Genomic DNA, 22,729 nt, shown 5'->3' with positions numbered 1-22,729 from the left:
ACCATGAAAGCAAATCAAGATCGATTTATTTTCAAGGCCTCACTGCTGTCAATCTCGTTATTTTTGATGATGGCGCCACAGATTGCCTCGGCCTTACCGCTGATGTATCATGCGTTCAAAGGCGTGCAGGCTGCCGGGGTGCAGACGTTATCGACGATTCCTAATTTTGGCATCGTTGCCGGTTTGTTGATCAGTCCGTTCATGGTGCGGTGGTTCCATGAAAAAGCGACGATTATCATCGGCCTGTTAGTGACCTTGATTGCCGGGACTTTTCCGATGTATGCGAGTGCTTACGTGCCAATTCTGATTTCACGTTTTCTGATTGGCCTGGGCATTGGGTTGTTCAATTCGTTAGCGGTCAGCTTGATTCCGCAATTCTACAAACGGGATGAGGATGAGCTAGCGCGGATGATTGGCTATCAAAATGTGATGGGCAGTGTTGGTGCGGCGATTGCGTCGTTCTTAGTGAGTTACTTAGTGACCATCAGCTGGCACGCGGCCTTTGCGATTTATTTGTTGGTGATCCCAGTTCTGATTCTATTTGCGCTGTTTGTGCCACTACCACACGCGGCGGCCGCTCGTCAGACCAACCAGACTGAAACAAAAGCGACCGGAAGTCACCAAATCAATCGGCCGGTAGTTGTTATTTCTATTTTGATGTTTTTAGTGTTTACGTTCTATATGCCATTTTCCTACGAATTACCCAGTCTGATCGTCAATGAAGGACTCGGGAATGCCAGTACTGCTGCGTTGATTGCCGGTTTATCGACCTTGGTCAGTATCCCAATCGGTGCCAGTTTTGGCTTCTTTTTCAAACGCTTACACGACCGCATCTTCCCGTTAGGCTTTGTCCTCGTGGCCGCTGGATTCTTGCTGATTGCGGTGGCGACTAACATCATCTTTCTGTTTATTGCCGTCGTTATTTTAGGCTTTGGTTTTGGCCTCGGCGTCCCGTACTTGTATAACTGGCTGGATTGGGCCGCACCCGAACAGTCGTTGAATCTGGCGACGACGATCGTCTTAGTGCTCGTCAATATCGGGTGTTTTATCTCGCCAACGATTATGGATGCCTTGGCTGGCGCGGTTGGTCATGGCACACCGCGTGGCATGATGGTGCTCAGTGGTGTCGCCTTCATCTGCATTGCCATTTACGCAGTCGGGCACTATCTGCATGTGCATCGCACCCAGGCAAACGTGGCGGGTGATTCACGTGACTAATCAATACCTGTGTTTTGACATTGGTGGCACGAACTTAAAGGCCGGACTACTCGATGCAAATGGGGGTCAGATTCAGCCGGCCACCAGCGTCCCGATGGCCCAGGATTTGGCCGCATTTTGGCAACAGCTGTTTGCCATCGCTGACCAATACGTCGGTCAGATTGCGGGCATTGCAGTTAGTGTTCCGGGCCAAGTTGATCCGCAGACTGGCATCGTTTATCATGGCGGGGCGTTGCCGTTTTTGGACCAATGCCCCTTACAACAAACTCTAGCGATGCGGTATCAGTTGCCAGTCGCCGTGGAAAATGACGGTAAGGCGGCGGCCCTCGCTGAAAATTGGCGGGGAAGTTTGCAGGGCTGCCAAAATGGCCTAGTCTTGGTACTCGGTACCGGTGTGGGTGGTGGCTTGATCATTCATAACCAGCTGTATCGCGGCAGTCATTTTCAGGCTGGCGAATTAAGTATGATGTTAGCGGCCAGCACATCTGCGCCCATTAAAATAACCGGGCAGACGGGTTCAGCAGTCGGGATGATCAGTGCGATTGCGCATGAATTGCAGCTGCCAGATGAACATGACGGTCGACAAGTGTTTGCGGCGTTGGCAGCTGGTGACCCAAAGGCGCTGGAAATGTTCAATGCTTATGGTCACCAAGTGGCTCAGATTATTTTAAACGTTCAAGCCGTAATGGACCTGAACGTGGTGGCAATTGGCGGCGGCATCAGTGCCCAGCCGAGTGTCGTTCCCATGATTCAGCGGCAGTACGCCGAACTACTCGAGCAATTGCCCATGATTCGGGATACGTTATCACAACCCCAAATCGTGGCCGCTAAATTTCATAATCAGGCTAACCTGATTGGGGCGTTGGCGGCGCTGCTGGGGATGGCAACTGTTTAAGTAGGGTTGCAGGACACTAGCGATGCGATGCTGATTCGACGCTTGACGCTGGCTGTGGGTTTAATCTGCATGCAGCTTGGACTTGTTGAGGCATCTCCAATCTGCGACTGAAGTTCAGCGGAGGAATGCTGCGACTGGTGAGTAACCCGTGCGTCAATGATTGGGCCAAGCATCGCTGATATTTTTCTTCAGAAAGTAAACCGCCGCAACCGCTAAAATGGTTAAATTGAAAGCCGACTAAAAATCCGAGTTGGAAGTGTCCAAAGCAGGCACTCCAACGCGGATTTTTAACGTGGCAATCTCTTGCTGCACGATGACCATTATCACACAGCGCAGTCGGTTTCAAAACAAACTATAAACCAAATAAACATTCAAAATCGTAATAATTCCCGCCAAACCATAGCCGAGCCAAGTCACAGCGGGGCGATTGACGTGCGACCCCATCAGCTGTCGATTATTCGTTAACGCGACTAACGGCAATAAGGTGAAGGGCAGGGCGACACTGAGCGCAACCTGCGCATAAATGATCAGGTTTTCAAACGCGGCATCACTGAAGCCAACCATAAAGCCAATGATCAAGATTGGAATCAAGGTGACCGCCCGGGTCAATAGCCGCCGTTGCCAGAGCGGTAGGCGGATGTGCAAGTAACCTTCCATGACGATTTGGCCGGCGAGCGTACTGGTGATCGACGAAATCAGGCCGGTGATGAGTAGCGCGAGTGCGAAGAGCCAGCTCATGAACGGACTCGCCAGTGCACCCACGATGGCCGGATTTTTCAATCCATTGAAGACCGCTTGCAGACTTGCCAGTGCAGTGGTGTGGCCGAAAAATAAGGTCCCACCGAGCACGAGTAGTAGCGCATTGATGAGAAAAGCGGCAATCAAATGAACCGTCGAGTCCCAGTTAGCGAAACGTAAGGCCTCGTTGACTTGTAGCGGGTCGTGATAATCGTAACGGCGACTCTGTGCGAGCGACGAGTGTAAGTATAAGTTATGCGGCATGATGGTTGCGCCTAAAATACCGAGGCTGAGCACGAGAGCGGTATGATTTTTAATAATCAAGCTATTTGGAACAAGCCCGAGCATCACTTGACCGACTTGGACGTGCGCGCGACCGACTTCCAGCCCGAAGATGATGCCGACACTAATGATTGCGGCTAAGACTAAGAATTCGACGCGTCGAATCCCAAAACGTAAGAATAGCAAAACCACGAGCACGTCCGCAATCGTCAGTAAAATTCCGGCTAATAATGGCAACCCAAATAATAGTTTCAATGCGATCGCCGTCCCGATGACGCCGGTCATATCAGTCGCCATCATCGCGACCTCATTTAATATCCAGAGCGCATAGCGGATGGGACGCGGCAACTTGGCCGCAATCGCCTGCGCTAAATCTTGTCGAGCGACGACGCCTAACTTGATGGCCAGCGCCTGCATGAACATCGCGACGATAATTGCCAGCGCCAGCACCGTCAGTAGGCGATACTGGAACTGACCGCCACCTGCCAGCGAAGTCAGCCAGTTGCCCGGGTCCATGTAGCCGACTGCTACCAGCGCGCCGGGTCCACTATAAGCGAGAAATTTACGCCAAAACGCGGTCTGGTGCACGTCGGGGACGGCAACACTCTGATTGATTTCTTCCAAACTCTGGTGGCTACGTGGTTGCATGGGCACGCACCTCCCACTTTTGAACCGCCAAATCAGCGAGTAACTGACTGAATTGGGGGTCCGTATTCATTGGCGGCACGAGTTCGAACCGGTCACCGCCGCTGGACTTGAAGGTCTGATAATTTTGAACATAATCCTCTTCTAAAGTTTCCAGACAGTCGACGACAAATGACGGGGTCGCAATCAGTACGTTACGTTTGCCAAGTTCGACCAGTTGCATCAGCTCATTGCGCAAGTAGGGTTTTAACCATGGCATCGGGCCAAACTTGGATTGATAGGCGGTGACGACCTTGTCCGCCGGTAATTCGGGCAGCTGCGCCAAGACGGCCGCGGTTGTCGCTTCACACTCCTTTTGATAGGGGTCGCCATGCCGCACCATCGCTGTCGGAATGCTGTGATAGCTGAAAATGACGGCATCAAAATCGTGCTGCTGATAGCTTTCCCAGACCTTGGCAGCGAGTAGTTGAATATACGTGGCGTTATCGTAGAAGTGGTCGATGAACGTATGCGGTAAACCGGTCGCTTCGACTTGCCGGTGAATGCCGCCATGGGTACTCTGTGTGTATTGCGGAAACAGTGGCAGCACGATTGGTTGTTCACAGCCGTCCGCCACCATCGCCTGCAACGTCTCGCCAATGTCTGGTTGGCCATACGTCATCGCCAATCGCACGTCCCAATCAGGGAGGTCAGCTTGGACCTGTTCACAGATTTTTTCACTATAAACGATCAGCGGTGACCCTGCCGGCAGCCAACTGTCTTGATAAAAGGTAGCGGAGCGCCATGAGCGTGTCGGTAAGATGATGCCGCGAAGCAATGGTTGCCACAGTGCAGCTGGCATTTCGATGACGCTTGGGTCACTTAAGAATTCTTGTAAGTACGTTTTCACATCCTGCGTTGTCGGGGATGCTGGGGAGCCTAAGTTAACGAGTAATAATCCTGGATGCATTGAAACCCCTCCCATAATCTTGTTAAATTAATCATAGCATAATTAATCACTAGTATACGGGGTCAATTATTTATTAATTCGATTATCGTGTGATAATCAATTAGTCGTCCTGATTTGAAATTGCGGGAATACGGGCGGATGTGAGTGTGCGCGCGGATGGCTTGTTTGAGCCGCGCTGTGGTTAGGTCGTTCACCTTACAGATCTGATTTGGCAAGCTGCTTAGAGCTAATGAGAAAAGACCACGTCACTCAAGATTGGATTACGGATGCAACTGAGCGTTGATGATGTAGAACGTGGCCCTGACTGACTGTTCGTCTGCGCGTGCCCGCCATCGTCCGATTACGACGCCGACAAATCGGATTAGGCGCGACAATCACATCAAGTTTAAGGCCAGCGCGCACTGTTTTCAGTGGTGCTGAGCAGGCTACTTTTAAACGCAAAACGGCAGCCGTTCCTCAATGAGAATGACTGCCGTTTGGTTGGTATGATAACATTAATTCAAATCTAGAGCTTGAATTCCGCTGACAACACGCATGCCATCACGGTCATTGACACGTTACTTCTCCGTATCCGTGGCCGGATGCCGTTTGAACTTGCGGCTGAGGTAATAGCCGAGGTAACAAATCGCCACGAATGGCACCGTATAGTAGAGGGCAATTCGCTGGTTAGGGTCGAACCAAATCAGCAAACAGGACAAGCCACTCAAAATGAACGCGAGCCACGGGACGACCGGATAACCCGGTGTCTTATAGGCTAACTTGTCTAACGATTGCCCGCTTTTGAGGTAAGCTTTGCGGAAGTTGATTTCAGATAAGGCAATTGCCATCCAGACGATGACCACCGCGAGACCTGAGATTGACACGAGGACCAGGTAGACTGAACCGGCAGCATAAACGCTGGAGAGTAGGGCTAAGATGCCGCCCAACATGCTGGTGATCAGGGCGACCAGTGGCACGTCGCGTTTGGTCGTCTTTTTGAAGACCTGCGGAATCGTGCCTTCGTTGGCCAGTGACCACAACATCCGCGTTGAGGCGTACAAGCCCGAGTTGGCCGCGGACATAATCGCCGTCAGCACGACGAAGTTCATTAAGTCGGCTGCATACGGAATCCCAATTTCTTTAAAAACGAGCACGAAGGGACTTTGTGTGACGCCGGCTTGTTTGTATGGAATCAGCGCAGCCATCACGAACATACTGCCGACAAAGAAAATAATAAGGCGCCAAAGGGTGGTCTTGATGGCAGTCGGAATCGTGTGGGCGGGGTCCTTGGTTTCGCCGGCCGTGATGCCAATCAACTCGGTCCCTGAAAAGGCGAAGTTGACGGTCAGCATGGTGGTGAAGACGCCGCCAAAGCCGTTTGGAAACCAGCCGTTGCGCGTATAATTCGTTAATAGCGGTGCGCTGGCATGCCCGTGCAGCGGTAATAGGCCAATCATCGCTAGGCCACCCAGCACGATGAAGACGACGATGGCGACTACTTTGATACTAGCAAACCAAAATTCGGCTTCGGCGAACCACCGAACGGAGAGCGCGTTGACCGTAAAAATCACGACCATGAAGACGAGGCTCCAGATCCAGGTGGCGATGTGCGGAAACCACGTTTGCATGATGAGCCCAGCGGCAGTGAATTCGGAACCGAGGGCAATCGTCCACGTCAGCCAATACAAGATGGCCACCGTGAAGCCAGTGCCGGGGCCGATGTATTTTTTTGCATATACGTGAAAGGCCCCGGTATAGGGCATGGCGACTGAGAGTTCTCCCAGGCACAACATGACCAGGTACACCAGTACAGCGCCAATTGTATAGGCAATCAGCGTCCCAATCGGCCCGGCTTGATGAATCGTATAACCGGAACTTAAAAATAGTCCGGTCCCAATCACACCGCCCAGCGAAATCATGAGCACGTGGCGCGATTCCATCTGGCGGCTAAGGTGGGTTTGTTTTGACATAATGTTACGGCCTTCCTTACTTGCAGAATATATATGATTAGACTATGATTAGAAAATCAGCAATGCTCTAAGAATAACATAATTACAGCCAAGAAAGGAAGACAATCATTCGGATGATTTCATTAACTGATTTACTAACTAAGGGTCCAGTCGTCTCAGATGGCGCGATGGCCACCGAATTGGAAAAACGGGGCGTGGCGACCAACAGTGCGCTGTGGTCGGCAACGGCGATGCTTGATCACCCCGCAGCGATTCAAGCCGTCCACCAAAGTTACTTGGATGCTGGCGCGCAAATCATGACGACCAATACCTATCAGGCCAACGTGCCGGCTTTTGAACAGGCGGGGATTCCCGCTGAACAAGCGCGGCAACTGATTCGAAAGGCCGTCACTGTGGCCCACGATGCCCGGGATGCCAGTGCGGCCACCGGCGCGGTGATTGCCGGCAGCATCGGACCTTACGGGGCTTATCTCGCGGATGGTAGTGAGTATACTGGTGATTATCAGCTTTCATCAGCGGCCTATCAGGCATTTCATCAGGAACGACTCGAATTAATGATTGATGCGGGTGTCGATGTCTTAGCACTTGAAACGATGCCGCGACTAGATGAAGTTCAGGCTCTAGTCGATCTGGTGACGACTCAGTGGCCAAAGCAACCGTACTGGGTCAGTTTCAGTATCCGCGATCCACAAACGTTATGTGACGGTACCCCCTTAGCGGCCGCCGCACAGTGGGTCGCAGCCCAACCTAACGTGGTGGCCGTGGGGGTCAACTGTACCGCATTAGAAAATATCGAACCCGCCTTGAAAACGTTGCGGGCAGCAGTGACGATGCCACTGATTGTTTACCCCAATTCGGGTGACCAGTACGATCCAGTCACGAAGACCTGGCAGCCAACCGATTTAAGTCACCAGTTCGCGAGCTTTGTGCCTAAGTGGCTGGCAGCGGGTGCGCAGATCATTGGCGGCTGTTGTCGAACAACGCCAGCTGATATTGCGACCGTGGCGCAGGTGGTGGCGCACAGGTGAGTTCACGTGGTTAGGTGCGGATGCACGCTGGGTGATTTCCGTACCTGACGGGTGATGTGGACTTACTGGTGGGTCCGTCTAAAGTTACCGACATTCACATCTTGATCGGACAAGGTGCGATATGATTGTCAATTAAAAAAAGTCGCTTCAGATTAATGACTGAGGCGACTTTTTTTCGGCCAAAGCGGGTTTAATTTTAAAATTGGCGTTTGTTTTGAGCTATTAAATTAGTTATTAAAGGGTAAAATGATTGCTCATCAGTTGAGTGGGTGTGTGAATAGAAAGCCGAAAAGTGGACCAATCGGAAGGGTTCGGTAAACTGATAGGATTGGCTATACCAGTCGTTTGGTCAATTGGATGTCCCTGAGTTATTTCAGCCAATTTGCGCCGCTTTTTGCTTAAGGACGGGTGATCGCCTGTAGTCAGTTCGAATGAAGTATGGTAGTATAAAAATAGTATACGGTTACAATGGATAAGGTGGTAAACAATTACCTGTAAGTTAAAAAGCAAAAGTTGTGGTAGCGTTCACAATTTTTCGCAAATGTCTCTTTGTAACTCAAAATCGTCATTAATGTGTGAAGGGAATGACAACGAATGTATTATTTTGTGGGGACAGGCCTAGGTCAGAAGGTCACTGGAATTGAAAAGGCCCAGTTGAATCGCTTATCCTTGTTCAAGGAAGCTGGACTACCAGCCAAGTGCGTTTATGTGAACTATAATCCACGGCTTGATGGCAATTCTAAGCGGTTTGGTGCACAGAATCAGTGTTTTAGCATGTATGATTTCTTTCAGGAAGTCATGCCCGAAACAGTCACAACGATTACCCATGATTGGCGTCACTACTGGGAAGCAACCTGCCATTTCAAGTTGGTGCGGGTGACCGACGCGAATGACTATCGTATTTTTGATACTGATGGCAACTATCTGATGTACGCTCATTTTGTCGATTCAGATTTTCAGCTGCTGGATTACGTGAACTACTTCGATATGCAGCATGTCAAAATTCGGCGCGAATTTTATGATGACCGCGGATTCTTAAGTCGGACTAGCTTTCTCGTTAAGCATCAAGAAGTTCATACCGAAGTTTACTACAATGCGCACGGGCAAGTTAAACTCATTAAGCAGTACGATATCTCTAAGCCTGAACCGAGTTTACGGCAGATCATATTAAAAGACTATCATCAGCGGGACTATTTTTTTGAGACCGAACAAGAATTGCAAACGTTCTTCTTTGATGAATTGGCTAGCGCAGATGATGTTTATTTTTGTGATCGTAATCGCCAGACAGGGGAAGCACTCAGTAACACACGACCAGAGATACGGGTTTGTTCAGTTCTACATAACACCCAATTTCGGGTGGGCGTGGACCCAATCACTGGCCCATTAAAAGGCGTCTACCGTTTTGTCTTGGAACATCCAGATCGATTCGACCAGATGATTGTTTCAACAGCACATCAAAAACGTGATTTACTTGCACGTTTTGACAATTTGCCTCCAATCACGGTCATTCCGGTCGGCTATACGACTGAGCAACCGATCAAGCGCGATGGTCGCGAGCCTCGGCGGATGATTAGTGTGGCGCGTTATGCACCAGAAAAGCAATTAATGCATCAGCTAGCAGTGGTTCGCCGGTTAGTGCCAGAATTTCCGGACTTAACGTTACACTTGTTCGGGTATGGCGCCAAGGTCGAACGGCAGATGCGCCAGTTCATCAAAACGAATCATTTGGAGCAACACATCTTTATTCGCGGCTTTTTCCCAGATTTGGCGGCTGAATATCAGAAAGCGAGTGTCGCGCTAATCACGAGTATTGAAGAGGGCTTCTCACTCGCCACCATGGAAGCTGAAAGCTACGGTGTTCCGGTCATCGGGTATCGCGTTGCATACGGTCCAGATGATATTATCGAGGATGGCATCAATGGCTACTTAATCACCCCGGATGACATCGATGAACTCACTGATAAGGTCCGGTACTACTTGCAACACCCAGAGATTCACGAGCAATTTTTGGAGAACGCCTATAGTTCTTCGCAGCGGTTCAGTAAACAGTCGGTCATTGAAAAGTGGCGACAGTTCACTCAGAATTTACAAACGAAAGCTTGAGCTAATTAAAACGCACGGTCAGCGGCATCAAACGGATGCGACTGTCCGTGCGTTTTTAAGGCACAATCAATACAGTAAGAACATCAAAATCAGCTGAACCCCCACATTGATCATCAAATGGCGGCGTGTGCGGCCATACGACTGCTGACTGAACCAGACGGCAATCGTAATCAAAATCGCGAGGATCGTCTGCCAGGTCAACGGTTGTAAAAAGATGGTGATGACCAGCAGCGCGCCAGTTATCGCGGAAATCAACTGATTGATTTGGCGCTGATGGCTGAAGCTCGGGACGTAGAGGAACACGTAACTGGCCAACATTGGCACTAATTTCCAGAGGAAGGTCGTAGATAAATAATTGTTCTGTAAGTCAAAGACCGCCACTGGAATCGTGTAAGTCATGATGACGCCGAAAACGACCAGACCGAAGTAGTTTTGCATACCAAACCTGGGGACGGCCATGATGAGCAGCCACGCGCTACAAGTCAGTAAGAGATAGAGCAGTTCTGACTCCTTAGCGATGATATTGGTGAAGGCTAAAGCAACGGTAATCCCAATGGCAATCAGACTCCACTGCGGGGCGATGCGCCGGTCTAAAATGATGAAGACCGCCGCTGCGACAGCTAAGGTGTACCCAATCAGGGGGAGCTGCGCGGCTGAAAAGGTCGCCGTTTGAAATGACCGGCCGTAATCAAGCGCCGCCCACCAACTGATGATACTCTGGGCAATGGCATAGACGGCCAAAGCGACGTAATCGCGTTTGAGATGTAATTTTCCGATTCGAATCATTTTGTCAACACTCTCTAATTAAGATAATGCTTTAATCGTACCGGTCGGGGGTGCCGGCGTCAATAATTTCACGGAATTCTTTAAAAAAAACGGTGATTGTGATAACCTTATATAGTTATGAGCCGTTCCCGAAAGGATAAGTAACGTAAGTTTTATCGACTTACGATGCTTAGATGCCTTGTAACCGAAATTATCAAGGGGGAATTTATTGTGAGTGAAAGACACTTATTTACATCTGAATCAGTCTCTGAGGGTCATCCAGATAAGATTGCTGACCAAATCAGTGACGCCATCCTCGACGCCATGTTGGCGCAGGATCCGCAAGCACGGGTCGCCGTTGAAACCTCGGTGACGACTGGATTAGTGCTGGTCTTCGGTGAAGTTTCGACCAAGGCCTATGTTGATATTCAAAAGGTCGTGCGTGACACGATCAAGTCGATTGGCTACGTTGATGGTCAATACGGCTTTGACGGTGACAACTGTGCCGTCCTTGTCTCATTGGATGAACAATCACCAGATATCGCGCAAGGGGTCGATGACTCACTAGAGACGCGGACTGGCGATGCTGACCCATTAGATCAAATCGGTGCTGGTGATCAAGGGATGATGTTTGGCTATGCCATTAACGAAACCCCAGAATTGATGCCACTGCCCATCGCATTAAGCCATCGCTTGATGCGTAAAATCGCCGCATTGCGCAAGGCCGGTACAATCAAATGGTTGCGGCCAGATGCTAAGGCTCAAGTGACGGTTGAATATGACGAGGCCAATCAACCCCAACGGATCGACACGGTCGTCCTATCGACCCAGCATGATCCGGACGTTGACCTGGACACGATTCGTCAAACGGTCATCGAACAAGTCATCAAGGCAGAATTACCTGCTGAATTGTTGGACGACAAGACCAAGTACTTGGTCAACCCAACTGGTCGGTTCGTCATCGGGGGTCCTCAAGGGGATGCCGGTTTGACTGGTCGGAAAGTGATCGTTGATACGTACGGTGGTTTTGCCCATCATGGTGGTGGGGCCTTCTCTGGCAAGGATGCCACCAAGGTTGACCGTTCAGCGAGTTACGCGGCGCGCTACATTGCCAAAAATGTGGTTGCAGCGGGCTTAGCTGACCAAGTTGAAGTTCAGTTGGCCTATGCTATCGGGGTTGCAGAACCCGTTTCAATCGCCGTAGACACTGCCGGAACCGGTAAAGTCAGCGATGAAGCGTTGATTGCGGCTATCCGTAAGAACTTCGACCTGCGTCCAGCAGGTATCATTAAGATGCTTGACTTACAACGGCCAATTTATCGCCAAACGGCTGCATACGGCCACTTTGGTCGGACCGACATTGACTTACCATGGGAACACACGGATAAGGTCGATGCCTTAAAAGCAGAATTTAAATAACGCGGTAACGGTTCGCCGTTACGGTCTGTAGGTACTCGACGCTAAAAGCGACCTTTTATTCAGGGTCGCTTTTTTTTTGCGGGCTACTTTTGTGAATGGTATTGACGGCAACAGAGAATAAAGGAGAATTAATGAACATGCAACAACGAAAAACGAATGTCGTGGCGGTGACGATTGCCATTTACGTCGCGACTTTTATGAGTGCGATTGAGGGGACCATCGTTTCGACGGCCTTACCGACGATCGTTGGGGACCTGCATGGCGTGTCACTGATGAACTGGGTCTTTTCGATTTATTTACTGACCAACGCCATGATGACCCCAATTTATGGCAAACTAACGGACTTGGTTGGCCGTAAGCCGGTCATGCAAGCCGGCCTGATTATTTTTATCATCGGCTCAATGATGAGTGGGCTATCCAACTCGATGCCTGTGCTGATTTTTTGGCGCGCGATTCAAGGGATTGGTGCTGGGGCACTGATGCCAGTGTCAATGACGATCATTGCCGATATTTATTCGTTCGAACGTCGGGCCAAGGTACTTGGCTTCAATAGTTCGGCGTGGGGGATTGCCTCCGTATTGGCGCCACTGATTGGTGGGCTGATCGTCGATAAGTTGAGCTGGCACTGGATTTTCTTCATTAATGTGCCGGTCGGCCTGATCACACTGTTCCTATTCCAATTCTATCTACGCGAACCTAAGCGCCACAATGACGTCAAAATCGACTATCTTGGTAGCTGGTGGCTAATGCTCTTCTTATTATGCTTGATGTTGAGCTTCCAGTTGTTAGGTAACGCCACGATCAGTTGGACTGCAGTCATTGCAGCGTGGGTCATCAGTGCGTTAAGCTTGTGGCTATTTATTCGGCGCGAAAGTCGGACTGATGAACCCGTGATTTCGATGGACTTATTCAAAAATCGGACTTTTGTGATTCAAAACGCGGTCGCGGCGCTCGTGAGTGGCTTCTTAATGGCTGTGGAAGTCTACATTCCAACCTGGACGCAGGGGATTTTGGGCGTACCAGCCTCGTTAGCCGGATTTGCTGTGACACCCAGTTCATTGATGTGGATCGTCGGTTCATTTGTCACCGGCCGCCTGTTAGCTAAGTGGGCCCCACGGCGAATTCTCTATCTCAGTCTGGCATTCATCTTAGTCACCAGTATTTGCTTAGCTTGGCTGCCAGTCACGACTGCCTTCCCATGGTTCTTCCTTATCACGGCAATCGGTGGGATCGGCTTCGGAATCACGATTACCGCAACGACGGTGACGTCTCAGCATTTAGTCCCTGCGAAAAACGTTGGGGTGGCGACGTCGTTCAATACGTTGAGCCGGACGATCGGTCAAACGCTGATGATTTCCATCTTTGGGATCGCGTTAAACGTCGGCATGAACCAAGGCATTCAACAGCACCCAGCGACGAACATGGCAATGCTGAACAAGTTAATTAATCCGCAAACGGCAACGGAATTACCACAGCACTTGTTGCCGACCTTGCATCGGATCCTCTACACCGGGCTACATTGGGTTTACCTGATTGGTCTGGGGTTAGTCATCTTGGCGTTATTAGTCAACAGTTTGGACCGCGGTGTTCAAAAAACGGCGGCCGAACATGCGGCAGATTTAAATCACAATCAGGGTGAATTGTAGACGAGTGACTAGTAGACCAATTACTTTTAGATTGAAATAATTGTGTGAAAGCATTATCAAATTTATCAGTATAAATAAATTTCAAGAAAAAATCACAAAAAATTCACAATTTATTTTGTAAAAACAGTATTAATAATATTTAAGTAAACTAACGAGTGTTATGGGCTTTTCAGCGCCTATGACACTCGTTTTCATTAATATTATTTATTTAATAAAAATGTCATGCGGATAAATGGCGTGAGGGCGACAAGATTGACTCAGTTAACTATTGGCATTTGAACCTAATCATAGTATTATTAACTTAACATCAAACGGTTAATGGTGTATACCAATAACGATATATATGAATGCACGCTATCATATATGAATGGGTTTGATTAGGTTTAAAGAAGGAAGGCTAAACCATGAAATTTCTGAGACATAAATCTTTTAGAGGAGATCCGAAAGTCCACTACAAGATGTTCAAAGTTGGTCGTACTTGGGTATTTACGGCCATGGCATCTTTCGTATTGACTGGTGCACCACAATTGGTATCCCACGCGGACACGGTTGCGGCGGACACATCTAGTGATGCCACTAGCAGTACGACTAGTGCGGCGAGTTCGGAGTCGAGTTCATCGACCTCATCAGCAGCAAGTGCGGCGGCACTGGCTGCTGCCACGGCCAGTAGCTCGACTAGCGAGAGTACGTCAACGGCAAGCAGCTCGGCATCTTCTTCCAGTGAAACTGAGAGTAGCAGTAATTCCGATAGCAGTTCGTCAAGCAGTTCAACCAGTTCGAGTAGCTCTGCAGCGAGTTCGGCAAGTAGCACGAGTACGACTAGTGCCACGTCAACTTCCAGCACCGCAAGTAGCAGTGTAAGCAGCACGACGTCAACTTCAAGTGCAGCTAGTGATAGCACCAGTAGCACTAGCGCTTCTAGTGCAAGTTCGAGCAAAACCACAAGTTCAACATCGAGCAGCTCTAGTTCAGACAGCAGTTCCAGTGCTGACGCTAGTTCTAGCTCAACGGCCAGCTCCAGTTCAGCCAGCACGTCCAGCGCCAGCACTTCAAGTTCCAGTGCTGCCAGTTCCAGTACTGCCACAAGTTCAGCATCGAGCAGCTCGGCGAGTTCGAGTACAGCGACTCAATATGCGACTATTGCGGCATATTCAGCCACAACGACCTCATCCAGCGCCAATACGGATAGTACGGCCGCAAATGCTGCATCATCCTCAGCTTCATTAGCTGATTCATACGCGACACTTGCAAGTAGCTATGCTAGTTTGGTCAACGACTTAACGACGCAAGCTGCAGTGAGCGCCGCCCAAAGTGCCTATCAAGAAGCAATTTACGCTGCTGACTTGGCACGCCACTATAATAGTTTGGCAAATATGTACTTAGATGCAAATGATAATGAGGTCGGTAACGCTGCAAGCAATGCCGTTAACTACGCAAAAGCGTCATCTTCGGCTACTTCGGCAATGACTGCAGCTAGTTCATACGCTGTAGCTGCTTCAACTGCCGCATCGACTGCTAGCAGTGCGGCAACGCAAGGGCTGGTTAGTTTAGCAAGCAGTACTTACGCTGCTGCCTCTAGTGCAGCAAATACCGCAACGGAAGCTGCTAGTTCAGCTGCCGAAGCCGCTAATAGCGCTTACTTAGCAATGCAGTATGACAAGACCAGTACCACTGTTTCATCCGCGTATGCCGTTGCTTCTAGCACGGCCGCAGCCGCATCGACCGCTGCGTCAACCGCAGCCGTTGCCGCAGCTGCAGCTTCATCAGCTTATGCAGCCGTAAGTAGCGCCGCAGCCAACGATGATTATGAAGCCACCAGTACGGCCTATGTTGCAACGACCTCAGCCGCAACGACTGCAGTGAGCGCCGCAACAGCTGGGAGCACTGCCGCAAGTACGGCAACTTCAGCTGCTAGCCTTGCAAACAGTACGGCAATCAGCGATTTAGCAACTGCCGCTTCATCTAGTGCCACGGTTGCAAGTAACGCGACGAGTACCGCTTCGAGCGCAGCCAGTGTTGCTGCTACTCAAACTGGGACACAAGCATCCGCTTATGCTTCCAGCGCAGCAACCGCAACCAGTTCAGCTTCATCAGCTTATGCGGTTGCTAGTTCCGCTGCAGTCGCTGCCGTTAGCGCCAGTGATCCTGGTACGGCTGATTCTTATGCGCGGGTTGCACAATCTGCGTCATCATTGGCAAACAGTTACGCTGCAGTTGCAACTTCAAATGCGGCTTTAGCTGCTAAGTTCTCAACTAATGTTAGCGGACAACAAACAACTAATAGTAATGCCACTTTGACCAGTGCGACGACGACCAACAGTATCTCAGTTGGTGGGACGATTTCGATCACGAATACGCTTAAAAACAGTACGACATTCTATAGTGGTGCAACGTATACTTGGTATGTTTCGACAGATGGTGCGACTTGGACGGTAATCACTGGTGCAACTTCTGATACCTATTCCGCAACGATTTCAATTGCTGGGACTTATTACTATCAAGCCGTTGCGACTGGGACTACGGGTATTTTAGGAACCGGGAGTTATACCGCTTCTGGTAACGTCATCACCATCGTCGTCACGAATCCAGAAGGAACCTACACGGAAATTGCCAGCAGTTATGCAAGCACCGCAAGTAGCGCTGCTTCAACTGCGACTTCACAAGCTAATGCAGCCAGTGATGCCATCAGTTTGGCCAATTCTTCCGCTAACTTGACGGGTTCATTGGCAACTTACTATACGTCGCAAGCAACTTCTTCATATAATGTTGCTAATTCGTATGCTTCATCAGCAGCTATGATGGCTAGTTCTGCAGCTTCAACCAGTGCCTTGGCTTCTTCCTATGAAGCTGAAGGTGCATACTCCACCGCTAACATGGAAGCATCAGTTGCTGCAAGTTATGCCAGCTATGCAACAGGTTTTTCAAGCCTTGCAAGTAGCGCTGCTTCTGCCGCCATGGCTAGCCTCAACACGGCGCTTGAAAATGCCGTTACTGAAGATAATGATTCCTCAGCGGCAGACTATCTGGGTTCGAGTTACGCTAACTTGGCTTCATCATCTGCAACCGAAGCAGGGAGTCAAGCCTCATTAGCTGCATCATATGCCGCTAATGCCGCTAACGCTTACAACGTTGCGGGATCATTGTTTAACACGAGTGCCACGAGCAGTTATAGTACGGCAGCTAGTTCGGCTGCAGCCGCAGCTAGCTCATACGCAGCCGCAGCCAGTGATGCCGCTAGTTTGGCCGCATCGTATGCTGCAGATGGTGAGTATAAATCAGCTGCTTTGCAACAAAGCTATGCCGCACTACGCTTGACTTATGCGACTGATCAAGTTGCTGCAGCTTCAAGTGCCGCCAGTGCAATGACTGAGACAGTTGTTGAAGCGCAGTCTAGTTACTACAACTCAATTGCAACTGCAGCTTCAAGTGCTGCCAGTGCAGCTTCTTCAGCTGCGACGACCGCCTCGAGCGTTGCAAGTTCATTGGGTGCCAAATACACGTCAAACACGGTGTTGGGTAGCTCATATGTTGCCGACACGAATAGTTACGCAACCAGTACTTTAGGGGCTGCCGCAGCTGCAACATCTGCAGCCGCAATGGCAACTCAGTATACCAGTCAAGCTTCCTCAGCGGTTGCTGCGGGTGACTATGCTGCTGCAAGTTCGTATGTCACCAATGCTTCAGCTGCAGCGAGTGAAGCAACTTCCTATGCTGCTCTTGCAACAAGTTATGCGGCACTTGGCTCCACGGCCGCTTCTTCAGCAGTCGCTTATTCGAATGATACCAGTTCACTGCAATCATCAAACGTAGGCGATGCAATCAGTATCTGGGGTATCACCATTTCGGGTGGGGTGACCTCGCAGCCGTCAACAGTTACGTCAACGGTTACTGGGGGAACTGTAACATTATCAGCCGCAACTGCAACTGGTTTGTTCTCCGTGGCCACTACTTCGTCAGGAACTTGGTATGTACAGATTAATGGGACTTGGCGGACATTGTCCTATGCCACTAGTAACGGTTATGTAACGCTTGTCTCAAGCAGCTCGTCAAATAATGCGACGACCAATACGAGTTCGATCACGTTTACGGTTCCAAATACCGGAACATTGCTATTCCAGTATGTTTCAAACTATTCATTCCTTGGAATCGTCGGCACAACCACGTTTGCAAGTAACATTGCAGAAGTTGACATTTACGAGAGTGATATTCCAGCAACGGATATCAGCATCTCAGGTGATGATTACGTTGTTAACCCAACGACGAGTTCGACTTCAAGTAGCTCAGTGACAAGTCAATATACCTCAACGACTAATCCATCGAACGCGACTGGCGAAATCACATGGACAACTAGTGATTCTAGTGTTGCAACGATCGATGATTCTGGACTTTTGACCGTTGTTGCTGATGGTACGGTGACGATCACCGTAACGATCACAAATGCGGATGGGACAACCTATTCGGCTTCGAAGACCGTTACGATCGGTAATGGACTTGATGACGAAACTGCCGATGCAGGTAGTGATCTTACCTGGACACCAAACGGTAGTTATACCAGCGATACTGGTGATAGCACGTTTACGTATCAATGGTACTATTCTTCAACTGCTGATGGCACTGGTACCGCATTGAGTGGCCAAACTAGTGCGGAGTTGCAGTTGGATGACTTAACGACTAGTGAATCCGGTTACTACTATCTAGTTATCACAGGTACCAGTGGTTCAACGACTTCGACAGTAACATTAGGCCGGGCATATTTGACCGTTAACGCAGTTCAAACTTCAGCAGCTGATTCCGCTGCAAGTGAAGCGGCTGACTACGCTAACCAAGCCACAGAATACGGATCGGTTGCGAGTTCATATGCGACTGTTGCTAACGAATACGCAAGCAGCAATTCAACTGCTAGTTCTTATGCTGAACAAGCAGCCGCAGCTGCATCCGAAGCACAATCAGCTGCAACCGCAGCATCAACTGCAGCTTCAAACGCGGCAACTGCTCAATCAAGTGCTGATTCCGCAGAAGCTGCTGGTGACAATTCAGCCGCTTCAAGCTATGCAGAAGAAGCTAAGTCAAAAGCTTCTGAAGCTTCAGAAGCTAAGAAGAAGGCTTCCAGTGCTGCGGATGATGCAGGGTACTATGCTGATTTAGCTGCTAATGTTGTTGAGGATGATTCTGACTCCGACAGCGATTCAGACTCGGATAGTGATTCAGATTCAGACAGCGACTCGGATAGCGACAGTGACTCGGATTCCGACAGCGATTCAGATTCAGACTCAGACAGCGACTCGGATTCCGACAGTGACTCAGACTCGGACAGCGATTCCGACTCCGATAGTGACTCGGACTCAGACAGCGACTCAGACTCCGATAGCGATTCTGACTCGGATAGTGACTCGGATTCCGATAGTGACTCAGATTCCGACAGTGATTCCGACTCGGACAGCGACTCAGATAGCGATAGCGATTCGGATTCGGATAGTGACTCAGATAGCGACAGCGATTCAGACTCGGACAGCGATTCCGACTCCGATAGTGACTCGGACTCAGACAGCGACTCGGACTCCGATAGCGATTCAGACTCGGATAGTGACTCGGATTCCGACAGTGATTCAGACTCGGACAGCGACTCAGATTCAGATAGCGACAGCGATTCGGACAGCGATAGCGACTCGGATTCGGATAGTGACTCAGATAGCGACAGCGACTCAGACTCCGATAGTGATTCCGACTCAGATAGCGACAGCGATTCAGACTCGGACAGCGACTCAGATAGCGATAGCGATTCGGATTCGGATAGTGACTCAGATAGCGACAGCGATTCAGACTCGGACAGCGACTCAGACTCTGACAGTGATTCAGACTCTGACAGCGATTCAGATTCTGACAGCGACTCGGATTCCGACAGCGATTCCGACTCCGATAGTGATTCAGATAGCGACAGCGACTCAGATTCTGACAGCGATTCAGACTCAGATAGTGATTCAGATTCTGACAGCGACTCTGACTCCGACAGCGATTCAGATTCTGACAGCGATTCAGACTCTGACAGTGACTCAGATTCTGACAGCGACTCTGACTCCGACAGCGATTCAGATTCGGACAGCGATTCAGACTCTGACAGTGACTCAGATTCCGATAGTGACTCAGACTCGGACAGTGATTCAGATTCCGACAGCGATTCAGACTCAGACAGCGACTCTGACTCAGACAGTGATTCCGATTCTGACAGCGATTCGGACTCAGACAGCGACTCAGATAGCGACAGCGATTCGGACTCAGATAGTGATTCGGATAGTGACAGCGATTCAGACTCTGACAGTGACTCAGATTCTGACAGCGATTCAGACTCGGATAGTGATTCCGATTCTGACAGTGATTCGGATAGTGACAGCGATTCAGACTCAGACAGTGATTCAGATAGCGACAGCGACTCAGATTCTGATAGTGATTCCGACTCCGACAGCGACTCGGATTCTGACAGCGATTCCGACTCCGACAGTGATTCGGATAGCGACAGCGATTCCGACTCCGACAGCGATTCCGACTCCGATAGTGACTCAGATTCCGACAGTGACTCAGATTCTGACAGCGATTCCGACTCTGACAGTGATTCTGACTCCGACAGCGACTCGGATTCCGACAGCGATTCAGATAGCGACAGTGATTCCGACTCTGACAGTGATTCAGATAGCGACAGTGACTCTGACAGTGATTCAGATTCCGATAGCGACTCAGATAGCGACAGTGATTCGGATTCCGATAGTGATTCCGACTCCGACAGCGATAGTGACTCTGACAGCGACTCGGATTCCGATAGTGATTCAGATAGCGACAGTGACTCAGATTCGGACAGCGATTCCGACTCCGACAGCGACTCCGATAGTGACTCGGATAGCGACAGTGATTCAGATTCGGACAGCGACTCCGATTCAGACAGTGATTCAGATTCAGACAGCGACTCAGACTCGGACAGCGATTCAGATTCGGACTCGGACAGTGATTCGGACTCCGACAGCGATTCAGATTCGGACAGCGATTCCGACTCTGATAGCGACTCAGACTCAGACAGTGATTCGGACTCCGACAGCGATTCCGACTCTGATAGCGACTCAGACTCAGACAGCGACTCCGATTCCGATAGTGATTCGGACTCCGACAGTGACTCCGACTCCGACAGCGATTCGGACTCCGACAGTGACTCAGATTCGGACAGTGACTCCGACTCCGACAGCGATTCCGACTCCGACAGTGATTCTGACTCAGATAGTGACTCAGATTCTGACAGCGATTCGGATTCTGACAGCGATTCCGACTCGGACAGTGATTCAGATTCCGACAGTGATTCAGATAGCGACAGTGACTCAGATTCCGACAGCGATTCCGACTCCGACAGCGACTCAGATTCGGACAGTGACTCAGACTCGGACAGTGATTCAGATAGCGACAGCGATTCTGATTCCGACAGCGATTCAGATTCTGACAGCGACAGCGATTCAGATTCCGATAGTGATTCAGACTCTGACAGCGATTCAGATTCCGATAGCGATTCAGACTCTGACAGCGACAGCGATTCAGATTCCGATAGTGATTCAGACTCTGACAGCGATTCAGATTCCGATAGCGATTCCGACTCTGACAGCGACTCAGACTCAGATAGTGACTCGGATTCCGACAGTGACTCCGATAGCGACAGCGATTCCGATTCAGACAGCGATTCAGACTCCGATAGTGATTCCGACTCAGACAGCGACTCAGATTCCGATAGTGATTCCGACTCAGACAGCGATTCAGATTCCGATAGCGATTCTGACTCCGACAGTGACTCAGATTCGGACAGCGATTCCGATAGTGATTCGGATAGTGACAGCGACTCGGATTCAGACAGTGATTCCGACTCAGACAGTGATTCCGACTCAGACAGCGATTCCGACTCCGATAGTGACTCGGATTCGGACAGCGATTCAGATTCCGATAGCGACTCAGACTCCGACAGCGATTCAGATAGCGACAGCGATTCCGACTCTGACAGTGATTCCGATTCTGACAGCGACTCAGATTCCGACAGCGATTCCGATTCTGACAGCGACTCAGATTCTGATAGTGATTCTGATTCGGATAGCGACTCGGACTCAGACAGCGATTCCGACTCAGACAGTGATTCTGATTCAGATTCCGATAGTGATTCTGACTCCGACAGCGATTCTGACTCGGACAGCGATTCAGATTCCGATAGTGATTCAGACTCTGACAGTGACTCAGATAGCGACAGTGATTCTGACTCGGACAGCGACTCCGATTCCGATAGTGACTCGGATTCAGACAGTGATTCCGACTCCGACAGCGATTCAGATAGCGACAGTGATTCTGACTCGGACAGCGATTCAGACTCGGACAGCGATTCAGACTCGGACAGCGATTCCGATTCAGACAGTGACTCCGACTCGGACAGCGACTCCGATTCTGACAGTGATTCCGACTCGGACAGCGATTCCGACTCGGACAGTGATTCAGATAGCGACAGCGACTCAGATAGCGACAGCGATTCCGACTCGGACAGCGATTCCGATAGCGACAGCGATTCAGACTCAGACAGTGATTCAGATAGCGACAGTGACTCAGATTCCGACTCGGATTCCGATAGTGATTCAGACTCCGACAGTGACTCAGATAGCGACAGCGATTCCGACTCAGACAGTGATTCTGATTCAGACAGCGACTCAAACTCCGACAGCGATTCAGACTCAGACAGTGATTCAGATAGCGACAGTGACTCAGATTCCGACTCGGATTCCGATAGTGATTCAGACTCCGACAGTGACTCAGATAGCGACAGCGATTCCGACTCAGACAGTGATTCTGATTCAGACAGCGACTCAAACTCCGACAGCGATTCAGATAGCGACAGCGATTCCGACTCTGACAGTGATTCCGATTCTGACAGCGACTCGGATTCGGACAGCGATTCAGACTCAGACAGTGACTCAGATAGCGACAGCGATTCAGACTCAGACAGTGATTCTGATTCAGACAGCGACTCAGACTCCGACAGCGATTCAGATAGCGACAGTGATTCCGATTCCGATAGTGATTCAGAC

General features: G+C 50.0%; 10 protein-coding genes, 3 pseudogenes and 1 riboswitch. Of the genes and pseudogenes, 9 read left to right on the top strand and 4 right to left on the bottom strand.

Annotation, left to right across the window (positions count from 1 at the left end):
* Positions 1-3: 3 nt before the first annotated feature.
* Both MZO40_RS04730 and MZO40_RS04725 read left to right on the top strand, forming a co-directional pair.
* Positions 4-1,218, top strand: coding sequence for an MFS transporter (locus tag MZO40_RS04730; protein WP_105961935.1), 1,215 nt, complete (start codon positions 4-6; stop codon positions 1,216-1,218).
* On the top strand, positions 1,211-2,113 hold the full coding sequence (locus MZO40_RS04725; RefSeq protein WP_122217844.1) for an ROK family protein: 903 nt from the start codon (positions 1,211-1,213) through the stop codon (positions 2,111-2,113). Before MZO40_RS04730 ends, MZO40_RS04725 begins: the two co-directional genes overlap by 8 nt.
* A 342-nt stretch (positions 2,114-2,455) precedes the next feature.
* Here MZO40_RS04725 and MZO40_RS04720 read toward each other — a convergent pair whose 3' ends face one another.
* The 3 genes from MZO40_RS04720 to MZO40_RS04710 form a co-directional block, all read right to left on the bottom strand.
* A complete protein-coding gene (locus tag MZO40_RS04720; protein ID WP_050340208.1) occupies positions 2,456-3,781 on the bottom strand; it encodes an Nramp family divalent metal transporter in 1,326 nt (441 codons plus the stop codon).
* A complete protein-coding gene (gene hemH, locus MZO40_RS04715; protein ID WP_050340209.1) occupies positions 3,768-4,727 on the bottom strand; it encodes a ferrochelatase in 960 nt (319 codons plus the stop codon). The genes MZO40_RS04720 and hemH overlap by 14 nt, the downstream gene beginning before the upstream one ends.
* A gap of 557 nt (positions 4,728-5,284) precedes the next feature.
* Entirely contained in the window at positions 5,285-6,676 is a 1,392-nt protein-coding gene (locus tag MZO40_RS04710; protein ID WP_105921128.1) for an amino acid permease, read from the bottom strand.
* Positions 6,677-6,789: 113 nt separating this feature from the next.
* Here MZO40_RS04710 and mmuM point away from each other — a divergent pair, with 113 nt between their 5' ends.
* Both mmuM and MZO40_RS04700 read left to right on the top strand, forming a co-directional pair.
* Positions 6,790-7,704: a homocysteine S-methyltransferase gene (gene mmuM, locus MZO40_RS04705; protein ID WP_105961933.1), complete on the top strand. Its 915-nt coding sequence runs from the start codon at positions 6,790-6,792 to the stop codon at positions 7,702-7,704.
* Positions 7,705-8,298: 594 nt separating this feature from the next.
* The gene (locus MZO40_RS04700; RefSeq protein ID WP_252133133.1) at positions 8,299-9,807 is read left to right on the top strand and encodes a glycosyltransferase; all 1,509 of its coding nucleotides are present in this window, start codon (positions 8,299-8,301) and stop codon (positions 9,805-9,807) included.
* A gap of 66 nt (positions 9,808-9,873) precedes the next feature.
* On the opposite strand, the gene MZO40_RS04695 is transcribed toward MZO40_RS04700, so the two are convergent.
* Positions 9,874-10,593 (bottom strand): hypothetical protein, encoded by a 720-nt coding sequence (locus MZO40_RS04695; protein ID WP_050340212.1) that lies wholly within the window; start codon positions 10,591-10,593, stop codon positions 9,874-9,876.
* Between the two features lie 110 nt (positions 10,594-10,703).
* Positions 10,704-10,806, top strand: a riboswitch (SMK box riboswitch).
* Here MZO40_RS04695 and metK point away from each other — a divergent pair.
* The 5 genes and pseudogenes from metK to MZO40_RS17590 all read left to right on the top strand — a co-directional run.
* A complete protein-coding gene (metK, locus tag MZO40_RS04690) occupies positions 10,804-11,991 on the top strand; it encodes a methionine adenosyltransferase (RefSeq protein ID WP_050340213.1) in 1,188 nt (395 codons plus the stop codon). It overlaps the preceding riboswitch by 3 nt.
* A gap of 137 nt (positions 11,992-12,128) precedes the next feature.
* Positions 12,129-13,637 (top strand): MDR family MFS transporter, encoded by a 1,509-nt coding sequence (locus MZO40_RS04685; protein ID WP_050340214.1) that lies wholly within the window; start codon positions 12,129-12,131, stop codon positions 13,635-13,637.
* 404 nt (positions 13,638-14,041) lie between these two features.
* A pseudogene (locus MZO40_RS17600) lies at positions 14,042-14,140 on the top strand (KxYKxGKxW signal peptide domain-containing protein); the annotation flags it as partial.
* Positions 14,141-17,734: 3,594 nt separating this feature from the next.
* Positions 17,735-19,312, top strand: a pseudogene (locus MZO40_RS17595) (Ig-like domain-containing protein); the annotation flags it as partial.
* Positions 19,313-22,202: 2,890 nt separating this feature from the next.
* Positions 22,203-22,729, top strand: a pseudogene (locus tag MZO40_RS17590) (hypothetical protein); the annotation flags it as partial.

This window comes from Lactiplantibacillus sp. B652, assembly GCF_023806745.1.
Taxonomy (GTDB): Bacteria; Bacillota; Bacilli; order Lactobacillales; family Lactobacillaceae; genus Lactiplantibacillus; species Lactiplantibacillus pentosus.
Note: the sequence above shows the minus strand (reverse complement) of the source record. Positions and strands in the feature narration are given on the sequence as shown.

What these genes read in the sequence shown, in the direction of transcription:
- MZO40_RS04730 (WP_105961935.1), top strand. Translation starts at nt 4, where the DNA reads ATGAAAGCAAATCAAGATCGATTTATTTTCAAGGCCTCACTGCTGTCA.
- MZO40_RS04720 (WP_050340208.1), bottom strand. Translation starts at nt 3,781, where the DNA reads ATGCAACCACGTAGCCACCAGAGTTTGGAAGAAATCAATCAGAGTGTT.
- hemH (WP_050340209.1), bottom strand. Translation starts at nt 4,727, where the DNA reads ATGCATCCAGGATTATTACTCGTTAACTTAGGCTCCCCAGCATCCCCG.
- MZO40_RS04710 (WP_105921128.1), bottom strand. Translation starts at nt 6,676, where the DNA reads ATGTCAAAACAAACCCACCTTAGCCGCCAGATGGAATCGCGCCACGTG.
- mmuM (WP_105961933.1), top strand. Translation starts at nt 6,790, where the DNA reads ATGATTTCATTAACTGATTTACTAACTAAGGGTCCAGTCGTCTCAGAT.
- MZO40_RS04700 (WP_252133133.1), top strand. Translation starts at nt 8,299, where the DNA reads ATGTATTATTTTGTGGGGACAGGCCTAGGTCAGAAGGTCACTGGAATT.
- MZO40_RS04695 (WP_050340212.1), bottom strand. Translation starts at nt 10,593, where the DNA reads ATGATTCGAATCGGAAAATTACATCTCAAACGCGATTACGTCGCTTTG.
- MZO40_RS04685 (WP_050340214.1), top strand. Translation starts at nt 12,129, where the DNA reads ATGCAACAACGAAAAACGAATGTCGTGGCGGTGACGATTGCCATTTAC.